This is a genomic window from Williamsia herbipolensis (assembly GCF_000964005.1).
Classification (GTDB): Bacteria; Actinomycetota; Actinomycetes; order Mycobacteriales; family Mycobacteriaceae; genus Williamsia_A; species Williamsia_A herbipolensis.
In genome coordinates this window covers 79348-97847 of sequence record NZ_JXYP01000021.1, presented here as the reverse complement: position 1 = coordinate 97847, position 18500 = coordinate 79348, and the positions used below count along the sequence as shown (strand labels likewise).

Here is an 18500-nt window from a genome sequence, read left to right as displayed (position 1 = left end):
TGTGAGACGCTGATCGGCGATGACCGCCGGCGAGATCTCCGACCCGACCGTCCGGACCGCCTCGGCGCTGGACTGGCTCACCGAGGCTGCGCAGGTGCGCGAGAACGCCGGCCTGCACCGTGTCCTCGCCCCCCGCGCCGCCGACGACGCCGCACTGAACCTGGCCTCGAACGACTATCTCGGACTGTCGTCGGATCCGCGTGTCGTCGCCGGCGCGGTAGAGGCGACCACGCGCTGGGGTGCCGGCGCGACGGCGTCGCGGCTGGTGGTCGGGACCACCGGGGCGCACACCGCGCTCGAGGCCGATCTCGCCGACTTCCTCGGCACCGAATCGGCGCTGGTGTTCTCCTCGGGATACCTCGCCAACGTCGGCGTCATCTCCTCGCTGATGGGCCGGGGCGATCTCATCGTGAGCGACGGAGGGGCGCACGCCTCCCTCATCGACGGATGCCGCCTGTCGCGGGCCCGGGTCGTGGTCACCGACCGCGGGGACCACCGGGCCGTCGCCGAGATCCTCGCCGCACGCACCGAGGCCCGCGCGATGGTCGTGACCGACTCGGTCTACAGCATCGACGGCGCCGTCGCGCCGGTCGCCGAACTGCACGACGCCGCGCGCGCACACGGCGCGGTGCTCGTGGTCGACGAGGCGCACGCGCTCGGCGTCCGCGGTCGCGGCGGGAGGGGAGTGGTCGACGAACTCGGGCTCGCCGGGGCCGCCGATCTCGTGGTGACCGCCGTGCTGTCGAAGTCGCTCGGGTCGCAGGGCGGCGTGGTGGCCGCATCGACGGCCGTGCGCGATCACCTCGTCGACCGCGCACGCAGCTTCATCTTCGACACCGGTCTCGCACCGGGGGCCGTCGGTGCCGCGGCCGCCGCACTGCAGGTGCTGCGGTCCGAACCGACGCTGCCCCATCGGGTACGTGCCGCCGCCCGACGTCTCGCCGACCGGTGCGGCGCGCCCGTTCCCGACGGCGCGGTCGTCTCGGTCGTCATCGGTGAGCCGGCCGATGCCGTGGCCGTCGCGGCCGCCTGCCGCGACCGGGGGGTGCTCGTCGGGTGTTTCCGCCCGCCTTCGGTGCCGCCGGGCACCTCGCGCATCCGACTCACCGTGCGCGCCGACCTCACCGACGCCGAGATCGACCACGTCGCGCAGGTGCTCCACGACGCCCGCGCCGAGGTGACCGGAACACCCTCGCGAGGTGAGCGGTGACCGTCGTCGTGGTGACCGGTACGTCGACCGACGTCGGCAAGACCGTCGCCACCGCAGCCCTGGCCGCCACCGCGGTGGACGCCGGCCTGACGGTCGCGGTGTGCAAACCCGTGCAGACCGGTATGGGCGCCGACGAACCGGGCGACCTCGCCGAGGTCGGGCGACTGGCCGGGGTGACCTCACTCGTCGAGTGCGCGCGCTATCCCGAACCGCTCGCCCCGGAGACCGCCGCGACCCGCGCGGGGATGCCGATGGTGGCGCTCGACGACATCACCGCCGCGGTGGCCGACGCGGCGGCCCGCCACGACCTCGTGCTCGTCGAGGGTGCCGGTGGCGTGCTCGTCCGCCTCGCCACCGACCTCACGATGCTCGACGTCGCCTCGGCCCTGGACGCGCCGGTCGTCGTCGTCGCCGACGGCGGGCTGGGCACGCTCAACCACACAGAGCTCACCGTCGATGCGCTGCGCGGGCGCGGCCTCACCACGGCCGGGATCGTGATCGGGTCGTGGCCGGCCGAGCCCGACCTCGCGACCCGCTGCAACCGCGACGACCTGCCGCGTCTGACCGGTGTAACGGTCGCCGGGGCGGTCCCCGCGGGCGCCGGCGCGATGACGCGACCGGAGTTCTGCTCGCAGGCGCCGTCCTGGTTCGACACCGAGTGGGTCACAGGACTCGTGTCGGGATAGGGCACACTGACCAGACATCCGCTGTCCGTACGACGTGATCGAGGAGGGCTTGTGACCCAGGCTCCTGTCCGCCAAGAAGTTCCCCAGACCGCTTCCGGTGCCGCTCCCGCGGTCCCCGGGGACGCGGCCGACATCCTCGAGGTGGCGCGTGCCCAGGTCCTCGAGGGCGGCGAGGCGTTGCGTCAGGATCAGGTGCTCGAGGTCCTCCGTCTCGGCGACGACCGCCTGACCGAGTTGCTGCAGCTCGCCCACGACGTGCGGATGAAGTGGTGCGGCCCGGAGGTCGAGGTCGAGGGGATCATCTCGCTCAAGACCGGCGGGTGCCCCGAGGACTGCCACTTCTGCTCGCAGTCGGGCCTGTTCACCTCGCCGGTGCGCAGCGCGTGGATCGACATCCCGTCGCTGGTCGAGGCGGCCAAGCAGACCGCGAAGACCGGTGCGACGGAGTTCTGCATCGTCGCCGCCGTCCGTGGCCCCGACAAGCGCCTGATGGCCCAGGTCGCCGCGGGCATCGAGGCCATCCGCGACGAGGTCGACATCCAGATCGCCTGCAGCCTCGGCATGCTCACGCAGGAGCAGGTCGACGAGCTCGCCGCGATGGGCGTCCACCGCTACAACCACAACCTCGAGACCGCACGGTCGCACTTCCCGAACGTCGTCACCACCCATACCTGGGAGGAACGCGAGGGCACCCTGCGCATGGTCCGCGAGGCCGGCATGGAGGTCTGCTGCGGCGGCATCCTCGGCATGGGGGAGTCGCTGGAGCAGCGCGCGGAGTTCGCCGCCGATCTCGCGGCGCTCGAGCCCGACGAGGTGCCGCTGAACTTCCTCAACCCGCGTCCGGGTACGCCGTTCGGTGATCTCGACGTGCTACCCGCGTCCGACGCGCTGCGTGCGGTCGCGGCGTTCCGTCTGGCTCTGCCCCGCACCATCCTGCGCTTCGCCGGTGGCCGCGAGATCACCCTCGGTGACCTCGGCGCCAAGCAGGGCATCCTCGGCGGCATCAACGCCGTCATCGTGGGCAACTACCTGACCACCCTGGGTCGCCCGGCCGAGGCCGATCTCGACCTGCTCGTCGATCTGCAGATGCCGATCAAGGCGCTCAACGACAGCATCTGACGGCGAGCGCAGTCGATGGCCGTCGTGAACGCTGACCGGGATCCGGGTGCGGCTACGCCGCTGACCGAGCCGCTGTCGTACGCCGTCTACACGGGCATCCGGCTCGACACCCCGGGCGCCGAGAAGGTACCCGCGGCAGCGCAACTCGGACTCGAGCCGCCGCGATACTGCGGACAGTGCGGGCGTCGCATGGTCGTGCAGGTGGTCCCCGACGGGTGGACCGCCCGCTGCTCCCGACACGGCGCGGTTGACTCCCACGCCCTCGGATTCGCATGAGCGTCGATCCGACGGCCAACCCACCCGTGCAGCCCGTGACGGTGGACGAGCGCACGCACACCGAGCTCATCGATCCCCGCGGCCTCGTCCTGCGTGCCCTGCCGATCGCCGTCGCGATCGTGTTGCTCGGGGCCCTCGGCGGTGTCGTGTGGGGTCTGCTGACCCCGGGCGTCACCGGTGTCGTCGTCCGGCCCGACCGAGCCGGGTCGTTGGGCGCCGACACGGTGCACCGATTCGATGCCGTCGCGCTGTTCGCCTGCGTGAGCGGCGTCGTCGGTGTCGTCAGCGGCGTGGTCGCCTGGTGGGACCGTCGGCTGCGCGGGCCGGCGGCCGCGGTCCTTGCCACCGTCGCATCCATGGCCGGTGCCGGCGTCGGGATCTGGCTCGGTGGCCTCGTCGCCGGTGTCCGACACGCCGGACCGGGCGACACCGCCGTCGGCGACTACTTCCAGACCGCGCCGTCGCTGCGCCTCGAATCGGCGCGCCTCGACATGTTCGGCGGCCTCGACCTGTCGTGGGCGCTGGTCGTCGTCGCACCCATCGGTGCCCTCGTGGTCTGCCTGGTGCTTCTGCTGTGCGACCGCGAGCCCGATCTCGGGGTGCCGGTCTCAGGCCGGCGGACGCAGGGTGGCGAACTCGTCGGTGACCCGTAACCCGTTCTCGGCGAAGCGGTAGAGCGCCGGTGGGCGACCGCCGGAGCGACCCGTGCGTCCTGTGGTGCCGGTGGCCCCGACCACCCCGCGCCGACTGAGGATGCGCAGCAGGTTCGTCGCGTCGACCGGGTATCCCAACGCGGCGCAGTAGATGTCGCTGAGCGTCGACATCGAGAACTCGCGCGGCGCCAGCGCGAACGCGATGTTGGTGTAGGAGAGCTTGGCGGCCAGTCGGCTCCGTGCCTGGGTCACGATCGCGCGGTGGTCGAAACTCATGTCCGGGAGGTCGTCGACCGGATGCCACCGGGTGTCGTCGGGGAGGTTCGCCGTGGAATCCGACCGCACGAGACCGAGATACGTCGAGGCGATCACGCGGGGGCCGGGAACGCGGTCGGGCGCGGAGAACACCGACAGCTGCTCGATGTGGGCCACCTCGCGCAGATCGACCTTCTCGGCCAGCTGACGACGCGCCGACGCCGTGAGGTCCTCGTCGGCCGCCAGCACGCCGCCGGGTAGCGACCACGTGCCCTGCTGGGGATCGCGTGCGCGTTGCCACAGCAGCACCGAGAGATGCGGTGTGCACTGCTCGAGCGGGGTTCGCACGGCGAACACGGCACTGAGCACCTCGTGGATGATGCCCGACGCCTCCATGGCGCACAGTCTATGTCGATGCCGGGGTCGCTTCGCGCGGTCCGCACGGGGGTGGGTGCTACATTGGGATCGGGTTTTCGACTTATAGTCGAAAACCACTCGACGCCGGCCCGCGTTCGAGATCGTCGTCCCAGAAGGAGAGCGGTCATGACCGCTGCTGCACCCGCCGTCCCCGTCGTCGATGCGACCGCCGATCCCGGTCCGGAGTGGGCCGCCGAGGTCCGTCGCCTCGCAGACCTGCGCGGAGCCACCCTGCTCGCCCACAACTATCAACTGCCCGCGATCCAGGACGTGGCCGATCACGTCGGCGACTCGTTGGCCCTGTCGCGGATCGCCGCGTCCGCCCCGGAGGACACGATCGTGTTCTGCGGCGTGCACTTCATGGCCGAGACCGCGAAGATCCTCGCCCCGGAGAAGACGGTCCTCATCCCGGACGCCCGCGCCGGATGCTCGCTGGCCGACTCGATCACCGCCGACGAGCTGCGCGAGTGGAAGGCCGACTTCCCCGACGCGGTGGTGGTCTCGTATGTCAACACCACCGCCGAGGTGAAGGCGCTCACCGACATCTGCTGCACGTCGTCGAACGCCGTCGAGGTCGTCGCGTCGATCGACCCGGACAAGACCGTCCTGTTCCTGCCCGATCAGTTCCTCGGTGCGCACGTCAAGCGCGAGACCGGCCGGGAGAACATGCACATCTGGGCCGGCGAGTGTCATGTGCACGCCGGCATCAACGGTGACGAACTCACCGACCAGGCCAACGCGCACCCCGACGCCGACCTCTACGTCCACCCCGAGTGCGGTTGTGCCACATCGGCTCTCTACCTCGCCGGTGAGGGCGCGGTGCCGAAGGATCGGGTGCACATCCTGTCGACCGGCGGGATGCTCGACACCGCACGCGCCTCCGGCGCCCGCGAGGTCCTCGTCGCCACCGAGATCGGCATGCTCCACCAATTGCGGCGTGCCGCACCGCAGATCGACTTCCAGGCCGTCAACCCGAAGGCGTCCTGCAAGTACATGAAGATGATCACCCCCGAGGCGCTGCTCCGGTGCCTGCGTGACGGCACCGACGAGGTGCACCTCGAGCGATCGGTGGCCGACGCCGCGCGCGCCAGCGTCGAGCGCATGATCGCCATCGGCACTCCCGGAGGAGGCGGCGAATGACGCCGGGCGCCCGCACCCCGTATGCCTTCGAGTCCATCGGGGTGTCGTCGGACGAGGTCCGGTCACTGATCCGCACGGCCCTCGACGAGGACCTGCGGTTCGGGCCGGACGTGACCACCGCGGCCACGGTGCCCGCCGGCGCGCGGACGACGGCGGTCATCGCCAGCCGCCAACCCGGGGTGATCGCCGGACTCGATGTGGCGCTCGCCGTGTTCGACGCGGTAATCGGTGACGACTTCTCGGTGGTCGATCGGGTCGCCGACGGTACGCGCGTGTCCCCGGGCGACGTCGTGCTGCGGGTCGACGCCCCGACGGCGGGTCTGCTCACCGCCGAGCGGACCGCGCTGAACCTGCTGTGTCACCTCTCGGGCATCGCCACCGCCACGGCCCGCTGGGTCGACGAGATCGCCGACACCGACACCGTGGTGCGGGACAGCCGCAAGACGCTGCCGGGTCTGCGCGCGCTGCAGAAGTACGCGGTGCGCGCCGGCGGCGGGGCCAACCACCGGATGGGACTCGGCGACGCCGCGCTCATCAAGGACAACCACATCGCGGCCGCGGGATCGCTCACCGCGGCCCTGACCGCGGTACGCGCCGCCGCACCCCACCTCGAGGTGGAGGTGGAGGTCGATTCGCTGACCCAGCTCGACGAGGCCCTCGGCCTCGACGCGCAGCTGATCCTGCTCGACAACTTCGCGCTGTGGGAGACGCAGATGGCGGTGCAGCGCCGCAACACCCGCTCGCCGCAGACGAAGCTGGAGAGCTCCGGCGGACTGTCGCTCGACGTCGCCGGTGACTATGCCCGCACCGGTGTCGACTACCTGGCCGTCGGTGCCCTGACCCATTCGGTCACGGTGCTCGATCTCGGACTCGATCTGTAGAGCGCGACAATCCCGACGGAGCGGGCACACGTCGATCCTTTTATGCGCATGCGGGCATAAAAGGGTCGACGTCTCTGTTGGCACGTGTGTCCCGGCGCGCTGAACAGCGCGCTCCGCAAGGCCCGAAAGGACACGATTTCTGTGCCAACTGTGAACGCCGTTATCGCCACCAGCGCGACCGACCCGCTCACCATCTCGACCATCGAACGACGCGAACTGGGGCCCAAGGATGTCCGTATCGACATCAAGTTCGCCGGCATCTGCCACTCCGACATCCACACCGCGCGCAATGAGTGGAAGGGCACCAAGTACCCGGTCGTCCCCGGCCACGAGATCGCGGGCGTTGTCGCCGAGGTCGGCTCCGAGGTCACCCTGCACAACGTCGGCGACCGCGTCGGCGTCGGCTGCTTCGTCGACTCCTGCGGCGAGTGCGCGCCCTGCAAGAACGGCGACGAGCAGTACTGCGAGAAGGGTGTCGTCCAGACCTACAACTCGAAGACCTACGAGGGTGAGTTCACCCACGGCGGGTACTCGCAGTCGGTCGTCGTCACCGAGAAGTTCGTCCTGAAGATCCCCGACGGCATCGAGCTCGACGTCGCCGCGCCGCTGCTCTGCGCCGGCATCACGCTCTACGCACCGCTGAAGAAGTGGGGCGCGGGCCCGGGCAAGAAGGTCGCCATCATCGGCATGGGCGGTCTCGGACACGTCGGCGTGAAGATCGCCCACGCGCTCGGCGCCGAGGTCACGGTGCTCAGCCAGACCACCAGCAAGGAAGAGGACGGCAAGCGCTTCGGTGCCGACCACTACTACGCCACCAAGGACAACAAGCAGCTGTTCAAGGATCTGGCCGGCCAGTTCGACCTCATCCTGAACACGGTGTCGGTGAACCTCCCGCTCGACGACTACATCGGACTGCTCGCCATCGACGGCGCGCTGGTCGAGCTCGGTGTGCCGGAGAACCCGCTGCAGGTCGCGGCGTTCGCGCTGCTCACCAACCGTCGTTCGCTGTCGGGGTCCATGGTCGGCGGCATCGCGCTGACCCAGGAGATGCTCGACTTCTGCGCCGAGCACGAGATCGCCGCCGAGATCGAGACCATCTCGGCCGATCAGGTCAACGAGGCCTACGACCGCGCCGTCTCCTCCGACGTGCGCTACCGCTTCGTGATCGACACCGCGACCCTGGCGTCTGCCTGATCGCTGTGAACCGGGTCACGACGTGACCCGAGATCGACCCCCGTCGGCCGTCGGTCACCACCCTCACGGTGGTGACCGGCGGCCGACGTCGTCGTCTCACGGCGGGTACCCGGCGTCGAAAACGGCTGGCCGGACCCCATATCCTTGACAGGACCACGCCAGGTGGCAGCCCCGACCGTCGCCAGACCCGACCAGCCCGCACCCGACCCGCAGGAGTCCCGCGCAATGTTGTCCCGAACCGACCTCCGTGGCCGTGCGCACACCGCGGCGGAACTCCGGCGAGCGCTCCCGCGCGGGGGCACCGACATCGAGTCGGTGCTCGCCACGGTCGCGCCGGTCGTGGCCGCGGTCCGCGACGACGGTGTCCGGGCGGCACTGGACTTCGGTGCGCGGTTCGATGGTGTGACGCCGTCGTCGGTGCGGGTGCCTGCGCAGGTGCTCGAGCAGGCCCTCGCATCGGTCGACCCGACCGTGCGGACCGCACTGGAGGAGTCGATCCGACGCGCACGGATCGTGCACGCCGACCAGCGTCGGTCGACCACGCGGACCGAGGTGGTCCCCGGCGGCTCGGTCACCGAGAAGTGGATCCCGGTCGCCCGGGTGGGGCTCTACGTCCCCGGCGGCAACGCCGTCTACCCGTCGAGCGTCATCATGAACGTGGTCCCCGCACAGGAGGCCGGTGTCGCGTCACTCGTCGTCGCCTCGCCCCCGCAGACCGCCCACGGCGGATGGCCGCACCCCACGATCCTCGCCGCGTGCGCGCTGCTCGGGATCGACGAGGTGTGGGCCGTCGGCGGCGCCCAGGCCGTCGCACTCCTCACCTACGGTGGCACCGACATCGGGGCCACCGAGAACTCCGCCGGGGCCGAGCTGGCGCCCGTCGACCTCATCACCGGGCCGGGCAACATCTACGTGACCGCGGCGAAGCGCCTGTGCCGCAGCGTCGTCGGCATCGACTCCGAGGCCGGACCCACCGAGATCGCGATCCTCGCCGACGGTGACGCCGATGCCACCGCCGTCGCCGCCGACCTCATCAGCCAGGCCGAACACGACGTCCTGGCCGCCTCGGTGCTGGTCACCGACAGCGTCGACCTCGCCGACCGCGTCGACGCCGAGGTGGCCGCGCAGGTCGAGACGACCCGGCACACCGACCGTGTGCGCACGGCCCTGTCGGGCGCGCAGTCGGGCATCGTGCTCGTCGACGACATCGACCACGGGATCGCGGTGGTCGACGCCTACGCCGCCGAGCACCTCGAGATCCAGACCGCCGACGCCCCCGCGGTGGCCGACCGCGTCCGCAACGCCGGTGCGATCTTCGTCGGCCGGTACTCACCGGTGAGCCTCGGCGACTACTGCGCGGGCTCCAATCACGTTCTCCCGACCTCGGGTTCGGCCCGGCACAGCTCCGGGCTGTCGGTGCAGACGTTCCTGCGCGGGGTCCACATCGTCGACTACGACCGCGCCGCACTCGCCGACGTGGCCCCCCACGTCGTCGCGCTCGCCCAGGCCGAGGACCTCCCCGCCCACGGCGACGCGGTCACCGCGCGCTTCGTCGACGTCCCGGCGTCGGGGAGTCCGGTGTGAGCGCCCCCGGAGCGCGGTTCACCCTCGCCGACCTGCCGTTGCGGGAGGCGTTGCGCGGGCAACACGCCTACGGCGCACCGCAACTCGACGTGCCCGTCGCGCTGAACACGAACGAGAACCCGCACCCGCCGTCGCAGGCCCTCGTCGACGACGTCGCCGAATCGGTGCGGCAGGCGGCGGCGGTGCTGCACCGTTACCCCGACCGCGACGCCGTCGCGCTGCGCGCCGATCTCGCCCGCTACCTCACCGGCCGCACCGGTGTCGAGCTCGGTGTCGAGAACCTGTGGGCGGCAAACGGATCCAACGAGATCCTGCAGCAGCTGCTTCAGGCCTACGGCGGTCCCGGCCGCACCGCGATCGGCTTCGTGCCGTCGTACTCGATGCACTCGATCATCACCGGCGGCACCGACACCACCTGGGTGGAGATGCTGCGCGAGGCCGATTTCACCCTCGACGTCACCGCCGCGGTGGCCGAGATCGGGCGTCGCGCACCCGACGTCGTGTTCCTCACCTCGCCGAACAACCCGACCGGACAGTCGCTGTCGCTCGACGACATCCGGGCGGTCGTGTCGGTGGCGCCGGGCATCGTCATCGTCGACGAGGCCTACGGGGAGTTCTCCGACCGCCCGAGCGCGATCGCGCTCCTCGACGAGTTCGGCGACCGCCTCGTGGTGACCCGGACCATGAGCAAGGCGTTCGCCTTCGCCGGCGGCCGCCTCGGCTACCTCGTGGCCTCCCCGGCACTCGTCGAATCGCTTTTGTTGGTGCGGTTGCCGTATCACCTCTCGGTCGTCACCCAGGCCGCCGCGCGGGCGGCCCTGCGTCACGCCGACGACACCTTGGCGACCGTCGCGGCTATCGTCGCCGAACGCGGTCGCGTGGTGGCCGAACTGACCGCGCTCGGCTACTCCGTCGTCGATTCCGACGCCAACTTCGTCCTGTTCGGACATCTCACCGACGCGGCGATCGCATGGCAGCGGTTCCTCGACCGCGGCGTGTTGATCCGCGACCTGCGTATCCCCGGACACCTGCGTGCCACCATCGGGCTGGCCGCCGAGAACGACGCGTTCCTGCGCGCCGCCGCCGAGGTGGCCGCCGACGGCCTGCTCGCATCCGACCCCCGAACCGACGGAGTACTGCGATGACCGACACCGCCACCGATCCCGGCGCCGCACGGCGGAGTGCCCGCGTCGAGCGCGTCACCCGCGAGTCCTCGGTGGCCGTCGAGATCGACCTCGACGGAACCGGGAAGACGAACATCTCGACCGGCGTGGCCTTCTACGACCACATGCTGACGGCGTTCGGCGCCCACGGCAGCTTCGATCTCACCGTCACCGCGACCGGCGACGTCGACATCGAGTCGCACCACACCGTCGAGGACACCGCGATCGTGCTCGGGCAGGCCATCGATCTCGCGCTCGGCGACAAGCGCGGCATCCGGCGGTTCGGCGACGCGTGGATCCCGATGGACGAGGCGCTGGCCCACGCCGCCGTCGACCTGTCGGGGCGGCCCTACTTCGTGCACACCGGAGAACCCGAGCACCTGCTGACCTCCGTGATCGGCGGTAACCCCGGTGTCGCCTACAACACCGTGATCAACCGTCACGTGTTCGAGACGCTGGCCACGAACGCGCGCATCGCCCTGCACGTCCGGGTGCTCTACGGACGCGATCAGCACCACATCACCGAGGCGCAGTACAAGGCGGTCGCGCGTGCGTTGCGCGCCGCCTCCGAGCCGGACCCCCGCGCCACGGGAGTGCCGTCGACCAAGGGTGCGCTCTAGATGCGGCGGCGCTCATGAGTCCCCGCGTCACGATCCTCGACTACGGGTCGGGCAACCTCCGGTCCGCGCAGCGGGCGCTCGAGCGCACCGGTGCGGAGGTCACCGTCACCGCCGACCGTGAGGTGGCCACCGAGTGCGACGGTCTCGTCGTACCCGGGGTCGGTGCCTTCGCCGCGTGCATGGCGGGTCTGACCGCCGCCCGCGGCGACCGGATCATCGATCAGCGGTTGGCCGGGGGACGTCCGGTGCTCGGCATCTGTGTCGGGATGCAGATCCTGTTCGACGAAGGTGTCGAGTTCGGTGTGCAGGCCGCGGGCTGCGGTGAATGGCCCGGCGCCGTCACGCAACTCCCCGCTCCGGTGCTGCCGCACATGGGGTGGAACACCGTCGCCGCCGGTGCCGGGTCGGTCCTGTTCGACGGCCTCGACGCCGACACGCGCTTCTACTTCGTGCACTCCTACGCGGCGCAGTCGTGGGACCTCGACAGCGACGGTTCGCGCCTCGCGCCGGCGATCACCACCTGGGCCGAACACGGCGGACCGTTCCTCGCCGCGGTCGAGAACGGACCGTTGTCGGCCACCCAGTTCCACCCCGAGAAATCGGGGGACGCGGGCGCGCAGCTGCTCGAGAACTGGGTCCGGTCGTTGTGAGCACCGACCGGGATCGACCGGCCCCCCGCGCGTTCTCCTACGCGCGACTCGCGCTCGCGGTGCTCGGCGCCGGAACGTCGGTGTTGGTCGTCTCGGTGCCCGTCATCTACGGGGTGACACGGGTGTCGGCGCCCGCCGCGTTGGTCGTCGCGCTCCTGGCCGTCGCGGTCGCCATCGCCGTGATGGGTGTGGTGGCCAACCGGATGGTCGACGCAGCCGCCCGCTCCCTCGAGTCCGACCCGCACCCAGCACCACCCCAGACCCCCACCTCACCGTCGTCGCCCGCCGATGACGACCACTGAGACCCCGCGTCCCGCGGTCACTCCCGACGAAAGGCCCCACCAGATGCCGTCCACGCTCGAACTCCTCCCCGCGGTCGACGTCGCCGACGGTCAGGCCGTCCGGCTCGTCCAGGGGGCGGCGGGGTCGGAGACGTCCTACGGGTCGCCGCGCGAGGCCGCGATGGCCTGGCAGCGTGACGGCGCCGAGTGGATCCATCTGGTCGACCTCGACGCCGCGTTCGGCCGCGGCGACAACCGCGAACTCCTCGCGGCGGTCGTGGGCGAACTCGACGTGAAGGTCGAACTCTCGGGTGGGATCCGCGACGACGACTCGCTGCGCGCGGCGCTGGCCACCGGCTGTACCCGCGTCAACATCGGCACCGCGGCGCTCGAGGACCCGGACTGGTGCGCACGGGTCGTCGGGGAGTACGGCGATCGTGTCGCCATCGGGCTCGACGCGGTTCACGAGGACCGTGGCTGGCGGCTGCGTGGACGCGGCTGGGTCTCCGACGGCGGTGACCTCTGGGAGGTCCTCGAGCGTCTCGAACGCGACGGGTGCAGCCGCTACGTCGTCACCGACGTGAGCAAGGACGGCACGCTCACCGGGCCGAATCTCGAGCTCCTCGGGCAGGTCGCCGACGCCGCTTCCGCGCCGGTGGTCGCGTCGGGCGGGGTGTCGGCCGTCGCCGACCTCACCGCCATCGCGACGCTGGTCGACCGCGGTGTCGAGGGCGCGATCATCGGGAAGGCGCTCTACGCCGGGCGGTTCACGCTGTCTGAGGCGCTGGCCGCAGTGGCCGGGCGGTGATGGCCTCGACCGTCGTCGGGACCCTGCCCGCCGATCTCGACCCGCCGCGGCTGCTGTCGATCGCCGCGGACCTGCTCGACGAGATCACGCCGCGGTTCGTCGAGGGGCTCGGCGCGCCGAGTGCGGTCGAAAAGGGCGGCAACGACTTCGCGACCGAACTCGACCTCGAACTGGAACGACTGCTCTCGGCGAGGCTGTCCGACGCCACCGGGATCGCGGTCCACGGTGAAGAATACGGCGGACCCGACGTCACCTCGGGGACGGTGTGGGTGGTCGACCCGATCGACGGCACCGCCAACTACTCGGCCGGTCTGCCTCTCGCCGGCACCCTCGTGGCCCTGCTGCACGACGGTGCGCCGGTGCTCGGCCTCACCTGGCTCCCGCTGTTCGACCGCCGCTACGCCGCGTTCGTCGACGGGCCGGTGGTCTGCAACGGCGAGGAGCTCCCGCCGCTGCGCACCACCCGCCTCGAGGACTCGATGATCGCGTTCGGCGCGTTCAACGTCGACAGTCGCGGCCGGTACCCCGGACAGTGGCGGGTCGACATCCTCGGGCAGCTCTCCCGACGGGTGTCGCGGCTGCGCCTGCTCGGCAGCACGGGCATCGACATGGCGCTGTGCGCGGCCGGGAACATCGGTGGCGCAGTGTGTTTCGGACACCACGCCTGGGACAACGCGGCCGGTGCCGCTCTCGTCCTGGCCGCCGGGGGAGAGGTCACCGACCTCGCCGGGGCGCCGTGGACGGTGTCGTCGCCGTCGATGCTGGTCGGCGCACCGGGGGTGCACGCCGAGCTGGCGTCGATCATCGCCGAGGTCGGCCCGCCGGAGGGTCGGTCATGACCGTCGCCGTGCGGGTCATCCCGTGTCTCGACGTCGACGCCGGCCGGGTGGTCAAGGGAGTCAACTTCGTCGACCTGCGTGACGCCGGCGACCCGGTCGAACTCGCCGCGGCCTACGACGCGGCGGGCGCCGACGAACTGACCTTCCTCGACGTCACCGCCTCGAGTTCGGGCCGGTCGACGATGCTCGACGTCGTCCGTCGCACCGCCGATCAGGTGTTCATCCCGCTCACCGTCGGTGGTGGTGTGCGCACCGTCGCCGATGTCGACACGTTGCTGCGGGCGGGTGCGGACAAGGTCGGCGTCAACACCGCGGCCATCGCGCGCCCGGAGGTGCTCGAGGAGATGAGTCGCCACTTCGGGTCGCAGTGCATCGTGCTGTCGGTCGACGCGCGCACCGTCCCCGACGGAGCGGCCCCGACACCGTCGGGCTGGGAGGTCACCACCCATGGTGGTCGCCGCGGTACCGGCATCGACGCGGTCGAGTGGGCCCGTCGCGGACAGGATCTGGGCGTGGGGGAGATCCTGCTCAACTCGATGGACGCCGACGGCACCAAGAACGGTTTCGATCTGACGATGATCGGTGCGGTCCGTGCCGCCGTCACCGTCCCGGTGATCGCCAGCGGCGGTGCCGGGCGTGTCGAGCACTTCACACCCGCGATCCGCGCGGGCGCCGATGCGGTGTTGGCCGCCTCGGTCTTCCACTTCGGCGAGCTGCGGATCGGCGAGGTCAAGGACGCGATGCGCCGTGACGGGGTGATCGTCCGGTGAGCGGCCTCGACCCGGCCATAGAACAGCGGTTGCGCCGCACCGACGACGGTCTGGTCGCCGCGGTGGTGCAGGAGCGTTCCACCGGCGAGGTGCTGATGCTCGCCTGGATGGACGCCGAGGCGCTGGCGCGGACGCTGGCCACCGGTCGGGCCACCTACTGGTCGCGCTCACGCCGGGAATACTGGGTGAAGGGGGAGACCAGCGGACACGTCCAGGCCGTGCACGAGGTGCGGCTGGACTGTGACGGTGACGCCCTGCTGGTGATCGTCGACCAGACCGGTCCCGCCTGTCACACCGGGACGCACAGTTGTTTCGACCCGTCGCGCGCACTCGACGTGAAAGGCCCCTGATGCCCCTCATCCAGATCTCGCAGACCCCCGGATCCAGTGACCGCGTGAAGCGCGAGACCATCGCCGCGGTCACCGAGGCCTACGCCAAGGCCACCGGCAAGGATCCCGACTCGGTGTGGGTCACCATCACCGAGGTCCCCCGGTCCCACTGGGGCGTCGGCGGGGAACCGCTGGGACAATAGGGCGTGCCCACCTCGACCCGCCCGACCTCGCGACGTCACCCGACCGACGGGACCACCCCGCGCGAGGTGTTCGTCGAACTCGCGCGTGATCATCGCGTCGTCCCCGTCACCCGCAAGGTCCTCGCCGATTCCGAGACGCCGTTGTCGGCCTACCGCAAGCTCGCCGGTGACCGGCCCGGCACCTTCCTGCTGGAGTCGGCCGAGAACGGTCGTTCGTGGTCGCGGTGGTCGTTCATCGGCGTCAATTCACCGGCGGCGCTGACCGTCGTCGACGGTCAGGCGCACTGGTGGGGCACGGTCCCCGACGGCGCGCCCCTCGACGGCGATCCGCTGGTGGCACTCGCGGAGTCGCTACGGTTGCTCGCCACCGACCGGCTGCCCGGTATGCCTCCCCTCACCGGCGGTTTCGTCGGATATCTGGCCTACGACGCGGTCCGGCGACTCGAGAAGCTGCCCGACACCACGATCGACGACCTGCACCTGCCGGAGATGATGATGTTGCTCGCCGCCGACATCGCGGCCGTCGACCATCACGAGGGCGCGATCACCCTCATCGCCAACGCCATCAACTTCGACGGCTCCGACGACCGCGTCGACGCCGCCTACGACGACGCCGTCGTGCGCCTCGACCGCATGACCGCGGACCTGGCGGCACCGACACCGTCGACCGTGTCGACCTTCGCCACGCCCGACCCGGAGTACCGCAGCCAACGCACCCAGGAGGAGTACGGCACCGTCGTCACCGCCCTGGTCGGCGAGATCGAGGCGGGTGAGGCCTTCCAGGTGGTGCCGTCGATGCGGTTCGAGATGACCACCGACGCCGATCCCATCGACGTCTACCGGGTGCTGCGCGCATCGAACCCGAGTCCGTACATGTACCTCCTGCGGGTCCCAGGTATCGGCGCCGAGCACGGCGGACGCGATCCGTTCACCGTCGTCGGGTCGAGCCCCGAGGCGCTGGTGACCGTCCACGACCAGGTCGCCACCACACATCCGATCGCGGGTACCCGGTGGCGCGGTGCGACCGAGGAGGAGGACGTGCTGCTGGCCAAGGACCTCCTCGCCGACGAGAAGGAGAACTCCGAGCACCTCATGCTCGTCGACCTCGGACGCAACGACCTGGGCCGGGTGTGTGAGCCGGGAACGGTCACGGTGCACGACTACCGGCACATCGAGCGCTACAGCCACGTGATGCATCTGGTGTCGACGGTGACCGGACGTCTGCGCGAGGACGCCACCGCCCTCGACGCGGTGTCGGCGTGCTTCCCCGCGGGGACCCTGACCGGCGCGCCCAAGGTGCGGGCGATGGAGCTGATCGACGAACACGAGCAGACCCGACGAGGCCTCTACGGCGGGATCGTGGGGTACCTCGATTTCGCCGGCGACGCCGACACCGCGATCGCCATCCGCACCGCGGTGATGGCGGACGGCACCGCGTACGTGCAGGCGGGCGGCGGTGTGGTCGCCGACAGCGACCCCGTCTACGAGTTCAACGAGGCGCGCAACAAGGCACGCACCGTGCTCTCCGCGGTCGCCGCGGCGCAGACCATGCGTCGCGTCGACGGCGCCTCGACCGACGAACCGGGCGCCGGCCCCGACCGGACGACCACCAGCGAGGAGCGCGACCACACGTCATGACCGAGACGCCCGACCAGCCCCACACCCCAGACCGGCAGCCGACCGACGAGCCCGACCCGCGTGCCGGGTCCGGCACCGTCGACGTCGCGGCCGCCGAACGTGCGCATCGCCGCCGGACGCTGACCACCGCGTCGATCCTGTTGGCCGCCGCGGCCGCGGCGCTGTGGGCCGCCTCGCGACTGACGTGGGCGTCGCTGTCCACCAGCGACGGACTCGGTCCCGAACGCGGTTTCACCGTCCACGGATCCGACTGGAGTCCCTGGCTCACGCCGGTGGCCATCGTGCTCGTCGCGGCGATCGCGGCGGCGGTGTCGTTGCGCGGCTGGGCGCTGCGGATCACGGCGCTCATCGTCGCCCTCATCGGCATCCTCGGGGTGCTGCCCGCCATCTCGCTGCTCACCGGCGACAACCCGGGCGCCTACGCCGCCAAGGCCGTCGACGTGCCCGGCCGCTACCAGGTGGTGTCGGTCGACACCCACGACCAGGCGGCGATCGTCGTGTTCATCGGTGGGTTGCTCGCCGTGGCGGCCGCGGTGGTCCTGCTGCGGGGGGCGCGGGGCGCAGCGCCGATGTCGTCGAAGTACCGCTCGCCCGCCGCACGTCGCGCCGAACTCGAGGAGAAGGTGTTCGCCGACCGCGACCGGACCGCCGACCCCGCGAAGACACCCGGTACGCAGATACCCGCGGCGGCCGACGGACCGGACGACGATCTCACCGAGCGCATGCTGTGGGACGCCCTCGACAACGGCGCCGACCCGACCCGGATACGACCGGACGGTCGCAGTGGCGGGCCGTCCACCAGCGACGACGACCCCGGTCGGTCGACCCGCTGACACCTGCGACCCGAGCCCACCCCGCCTGAGGGGCGACTCCGGTTGGCGGGATACCCTGATGCGAACACCGGATGACGTGGACCACCCACCGATTCCCGCCCGTCACCGCCGGAAGGGGGCCGCGCACCCATGAGTACGCCGACTGTCCTCGACTCGATCATCGACGGGGTGAAGGCCGATGTCGCCGCCCGCGAGGCGGTGCTCGATTTCGCCGCCGTGAAGGTCGCCTCCGCCGCCGCCCCCGATCCGCGTGACGCAGCAGCCGCGTTGCGCGAGACCGGCATCGGCGTCATCGCCGAGGCGAAGCGGGCCAGCCCGTCGCGCGGCGATCTCGCCGCCATCGCCGACCCCGCCGCCCTCGCCCAGGCCTACGAGAGCGGCGGCGCGCGCATCATCAGCGTGCTCACCGAGGGACGTCGCTTCGGCGGTTCCCTCGACGATCTCGACGCGGTCCGCGCGGCGGTGCAGATCCCCGTGTTGCGCAAGGACTTCATCGTCGGGCCGTACCAGATCCACGAGGCGCGGGCCCACGGCGCCGACGTCATCCTGCTGATCGTGGCCGCGCTCGAACAGAACGTCCTCGCCTCGCTGCTCGACCGGACCGAGTCGCTGGGCATGACCGCGCTCGTCGAGGTGCACACCGAGGAGGAGGCCGACCGCGCCCTCGAGGCCGGGGCCTCGGTCGTGGGTGTCAACGCACGCAACCTCAAGACCCTCGAGGTCGACACCGACACCTTCGCGCGCATCGCACCGGGGCTGCCCACCGAGACCATCCGCATCGCCGAGTCGGGTGTCCGCGGCACGGCAGACCTGCTGGCCTACGCCGGCGCGGGTGCCGACGCCGTGCTCGTCGGCGAAGGACTGGTCACCAGCGGTGACCCCCGTGCCGCGGTACGCGAGCTCGTCACCGCCGGGACGCACCCGTCGTGCCCGAAGCCGGTGCGCTGACCG

Annotated in this window: 22 protein-coding genes; 21 read left to right on the top strand and 1 reads right to left on the bottom strand. The window is 71.2% G+C overall.

The window, feature by feature from the left end; genetic code table 11:
• The first annotated feature begins 19 nt into the window (after window positions 1-19).
• The 5 genes from TU34_RS11730 to TU34_RS11710 are packed head-to-tail and all read left to right on the top strand — an operon-like array spanning window position 20 to window position 3944.
• Window positions 20-1210: an 8-amino-7-oxononanoate synthase gene (locus TU34_RS11730; RefSeq protein ID WP_045823052.1), complete on the top strand. Its 1191-nt coding sequence runs from the start codon at window positions 20-22 to the stop codon at window positions 1208-1210.
• Window positions 1207-1896 carry a dethiobiotin synthase gene (gene bioD / locus TU34_RS11725; RefSeq protein WP_045823051.1) on the top strand — a complete coding sequence of 230 codons (690 nt, stop codon included), beginning with the start codon at window positions 1207-1209 and terminating at the stop codon, window positions 1894-1896. The genes TU34_RS11730 and bioD overlap by 4 nt, the downstream gene beginning before the upstream one ends.
• A gap of 51 nt (window positions 1897-1947) precedes the next feature.
• On the top strand, window positions 1948-3015 hold the full coding sequence (bioB, locus tag TU34_RS11720) for a biotin synthase BioB (RefSeq protein WP_082080189.1): 1068 nt from the start codon (window positions 1948-1950) through the stop codon (window positions 3013-3015).
• Between the two features lie 15 nt (window positions 3016-3030).
• Entirely contained in the window at window positions 3031-3291 is a 261-nt protein-coding gene (gene bsaP, locus TU34_RS11715; protein ID WP_045823050.1) for a biotin synthase auxiliary protein BsaP, read from the top strand.
• Window positions 3288-3944, top strand: coding sequence for a DUF2567 domain-containing protein (locus tag TU34_RS11710; RefSeq protein WP_052688878.1), 657 nt, complete (start codon window positions 3288-3290; stop codon window positions 3942-3944). The genes bsaP and TU34_RS11710 overlap by 4 nt, the downstream gene beginning before the upstream one ends.
• On the opposite strand, the gene TU34_RS11705 is transcribed toward TU34_RS11710, so the two are convergent.
• On the bottom strand, window positions 3900-4595 hold the full coding sequence (locus TU34_RS11705; protein ID WP_045823049.1) for an NUDIX hydrolase: 696 nt from the start codon (window positions 4593-4595) through the stop codon (window positions 3900-3902). The two genes, TU34_RS11710 and TU34_RS11705, sit on opposite strands and share 45 nt — an antisense overlap.
• A gap of 147 nt (window positions 4596-4742) precedes the next feature.
• Here TU34_RS11705 and nadA point away from each other — a divergent pair, with 147 nt between their 5' ends.
• The 16 genes from nadA (at window position 4743) to trpC (ending at window position 18497) form a co-directional block, all read left to right on the top strand.
• Entirely contained in the window at window positions 4743-5756 is a 1014-nt protein-coding gene (gene nadA, locus TU34_RS11700) for a quinolinate synthase NadA (protein WP_045823048.1), read from the top strand.
• Window positions 5753-6637: a carboxylating nicotinate-nucleotide diphosphorylase gene (gene nadC, locus TU34_RS11695; RefSeq protein WP_045823047.1), complete on the top strand. Its 885-nt coding sequence runs from the start codon at window positions 5753-5755 to the stop codon at window positions 6635-6637. Before nadA ends, nadC begins: the two co-directional genes overlap by 4 nt.
• A 141-nt stretch (window positions 6638-6778) precedes the next feature.
• The gene (locus tag TU34_RS11690) at window positions 6779-7831 is read left to right on the top strand and encodes an NAD(P)-dependent alcohol dehydrogenase (RefSeq protein WP_045823046.1); all 1053 of its coding nucleotides are present in this window, start codon (window positions 6779-6781) and stop codon (window positions 7829-7831) included.
• A gap of 225 nt (window positions 7832-8056) precedes the next feature.
• Complete coding sequence (gene hisD / locus TU34_RS11685) at window positions 8057-9415, top strand: histidinol dehydrogenase (RefSeq protein ID WP_045823045.1); 1359 nt, start codon at window positions 8057-8059, stop codon at window positions 9413-9415.
• Window positions 9412-10560, top strand: coding sequence for a histidinol-phosphate transaminase (locus TU34_RS11680; RefSeq protein ID WP_045823044.1), 1149 nt, complete (start codon window positions 9412-9414; stop codon window positions 10558-10560). The genes hisD and TU34_RS11680 overlap by 4 nt, the downstream gene beginning before the upstream one ends.
• The gene (gene hisB / locus TU34_RS11675; protein WP_045823043.1) at window positions 10557-11198 is read left to right on the top strand and encodes an imidazoleglycerol-phosphate dehydratase HisB; all 642 of its coding nucleotides are present in this window, start codon (window positions 10557-10559) and stop codon (window positions 11196-11198) included. Before TU34_RS11680 ends, hisB begins: the two co-directional genes overlap by 4 nt.
• 14 nt (window positions 11199-11212) lie before the next feature.
• Window positions 11213-11848 carry an imidazole glycerol phosphate synthase subunit HisH gene (gene hisH, locus TU34_RS11670; protein WP_045823042.1) on the top strand — a complete coding sequence of 212 codons (636 nt, stop codon included), beginning with the start codon at window positions 11213-11215 and terminating at the stop codon, window positions 11846-11848.
• On the top strand, window positions 11845-12150 hold the full coding sequence (locus tag TU34_RS11665; protein ID WP_065973573.1) for a hypothetical protein: 306 nt from the start codon (window positions 11845-11847) through the stop codon (window positions 12148-12150). Before hisH ends, TU34_RS11665 begins: the two co-directional genes overlap by 4 nt.
• 43 nt (window positions 12151-12193) lie before the next feature.
• The gene (priA, locus tag TU34_RS11660) at window positions 12194-12937 is read left to right on the top strand and encodes a bifunctional 1-(5-phosphoribosyl)-5-((5-phosphoribosylamino)methylideneamino)imidazole-4-carboxamide isomerase/phosphoribosylanthranilate isomerase PriA (RefSeq protein WP_045823041.1); all 744 of its coding nucleotides are present in this window, start codon (window positions 12194-12196) and stop codon (window positions 12935-12937) included.
• Window positions 12937-13776: an inositol monophosphatase family protein gene (locus tag TU34_RS11655; RefSeq protein WP_045823040.1), complete on the top strand. Its 840-nt coding sequence runs from the start codon at window positions 12937-12939 to the stop codon at window positions 13774-13776. The genes priA and TU34_RS11655 overlap by 1 nt, the downstream gene beginning before the upstream one ends.
• Window positions 13773-14546, top strand: coding sequence for an imidazole glycerol phosphate synthase subunit HisF (gene hisF, locus TU34_RS11650; protein ID WP_045823039.1), 774 nt, complete (start codon window positions 13773-13775; stop codon window positions 14544-14546). Before TU34_RS11655 ends, hisF begins: the two co-directional genes overlap by 4 nt.
• Window positions 14543-14896, top strand: coding sequence for a phosphoribosyl-AMP cyclohydrolase (hisI, locus tag TU34_RS11645; protein ID WP_045823038.1), 354 nt, complete (start codon window positions 14543-14545; stop codon window positions 14894-14896). The genes hisF and hisI overlap by 4 nt, the downstream gene beginning before the upstream one ends.
• Window positions 14896-15078: a tautomerase family protein gene (locus TU34_RS11640; protein WP_045823037.1), complete on the top strand. Its 183-nt coding sequence runs from the start codon at window positions 14896-14898 to the stop codon at window positions 15076-15078. Before hisI ends, TU34_RS11640 begins: the two co-directional genes overlap by 1 nt.
• 3 nt (window positions 15079-15081) lie before the next feature.
• A complete protein-coding gene (locus TU34_RS11635; protein WP_082080187.1) occupies window positions 15082-16716 on the top strand; it encodes an anthranilate synthase component I in 1635 nt (544 codons plus the stop codon).
• Entirely contained in the window at window positions 16713-17549 is an 837-nt protein-coding gene (locus tag TU34_RS11630) for a TIGR02234 family membrane protein (RefSeq protein WP_045823036.1), read from the top strand. The genes TU34_RS11635 and TU34_RS11630 overlap by 4 nt, the downstream gene beginning before the upstream one ends.
• A 129-nt stretch (window positions 17550-17678) precedes the next feature.
• On the top strand, window positions 17679-18497 hold the full coding sequence (gene trpC, locus TU34_RS11625; RefSeq protein ID WP_045823035.1) for an indole-3-glycerol phosphate synthase TrpC: 819 nt from the start codon (window positions 17679-17681) through the stop codon (window positions 18495-18497).
• The last annotated feature ends 3 nt before the right edge of the window (window positions 18498-18500 follow it).

Coding starts and splice junctions, on each gene's coding strand:
- TU34_RS11730 (WP_045823052.1), top strand. CDS start 20: ATGACCGCCGGCGAGATCTCCGACCCGACCGTCCGGACCGCCTCGGCG.
- bsaP (WP_045823050.1), top strand. CDS start 3,031: ATGGCCGTCGTGAACGCTGACCGGGATCCGGGTGCGGCTACGCCGCTG.
- TU34_RS11710 (WP_052688878.1), top strand. CDS start 3,288: ATGAGCGTCGATCCGACGGCCAACCCACCCGTGCAGCCCGTGACGGTG.
- TU34_RS11705 (WP_045823049.1), bottom strand. CDS start 4,595: ATGGAGGCGTCGGGCATCATCCACGAGGTGCTCAGTGCCGTGTTCGCC.
- nadA (WP_045823048.1), top strand. CDS start 4,743: ATGACCGCTGCTGCACCCGCCGTCCCCGTCGTCGATGCGACCGCCGAT.
- nadC (WP_045823047.1), top strand. CDS start 5,753: ATGACGCCGGGCGCCCGCACCCCGTATGCCTTCGAGTCCATCGGGGTG.
- hisD (WP_045823045.1), top strand. CDS start 8,057: ATGTTGTCCCGAACCGACCTCCGTGGCCGTGCGCACACCGCGGCGGAA.
- hisB (WP_045823043.1), top strand. CDS start 10,557: ATGACCGACACCGCCACCGATCCCGGCGCCGCACGGCGGAGTGCCCGC.
- hisH (WP_045823042.1), top strand. CDS start 11,213: ATGAGTCCCCGCGTCACGATCCTCGACTACGGGTCGGGCAACCTCCGG.
- priA (WP_045823041.1), top strand. CDS start 12,194: ATGCCGTCCACGCTCGAACTCCTCCCCGCGGTCGACGTCGCCGACGGT.
- TU34_RS11655 (WP_045823040.1), top strand. CDS start 12,937: ATGGCCTCGACCGTCGTCGGGACCCTGCCCGCCGATCTCGACCCGCCG.
- hisF (WP_045823039.1), top strand. CDS start 13,773: ATGACCGTCGCCGTGCGGGTCATCCCGTGTCTCGACGTCGACGCCGGC.
- TU34_RS11640 (WP_045823037.1), top strand. CDS start 14,896: ATGCCCCTCATCCAGATCTCGCAGACCCCCGGATCCAGTGACCGCGTG.
- TU34_RS11630 (WP_045823036.1), top strand. CDS start 16,713: ATGACCGAGACGCCCGACCAGCCCCACACCCCAGACCGGCAGCCGACC.
- trpC (WP_045823035.1), top strand. CDS start 17,679: ATGAGTACGCCGACTGTCCTCGACTCGATCATCGACGGGGTGAAGGCC.